Consider the following 229-nt stretch of genomic DNA (forward strand, 5'->3'; position numbering starts at 1 on the left):
AACAAGAGCACAGCGGCCTACCGGCCGGCTTGAGTGTTGAAGAGCAAAAGCCAAATCAAAATCTAAAGCGGGCACGGTCAAAAATGTGGGAGCGGGCTTGCTCGCGAAGGTCGTTAACGATGACGCGGGCATTCTGGATGAACGCGGCGCTCTCAGGTTTTTCGCGAGCAAGCCCGCTCCCACAGAAAAGCAGCTCTGTTTTCGCTCTGGATCTTGCCTTTGCTTTTAA

This window comes from Pseudomonas sp. IPO3774 (assembly GCF_013386835.1).
Lineage (GTDB): Bacteria > Pseudomonadota > Gammaproteobacteria > Pseudomonadales > Pseudomonadaceae > Aquipseudomonas.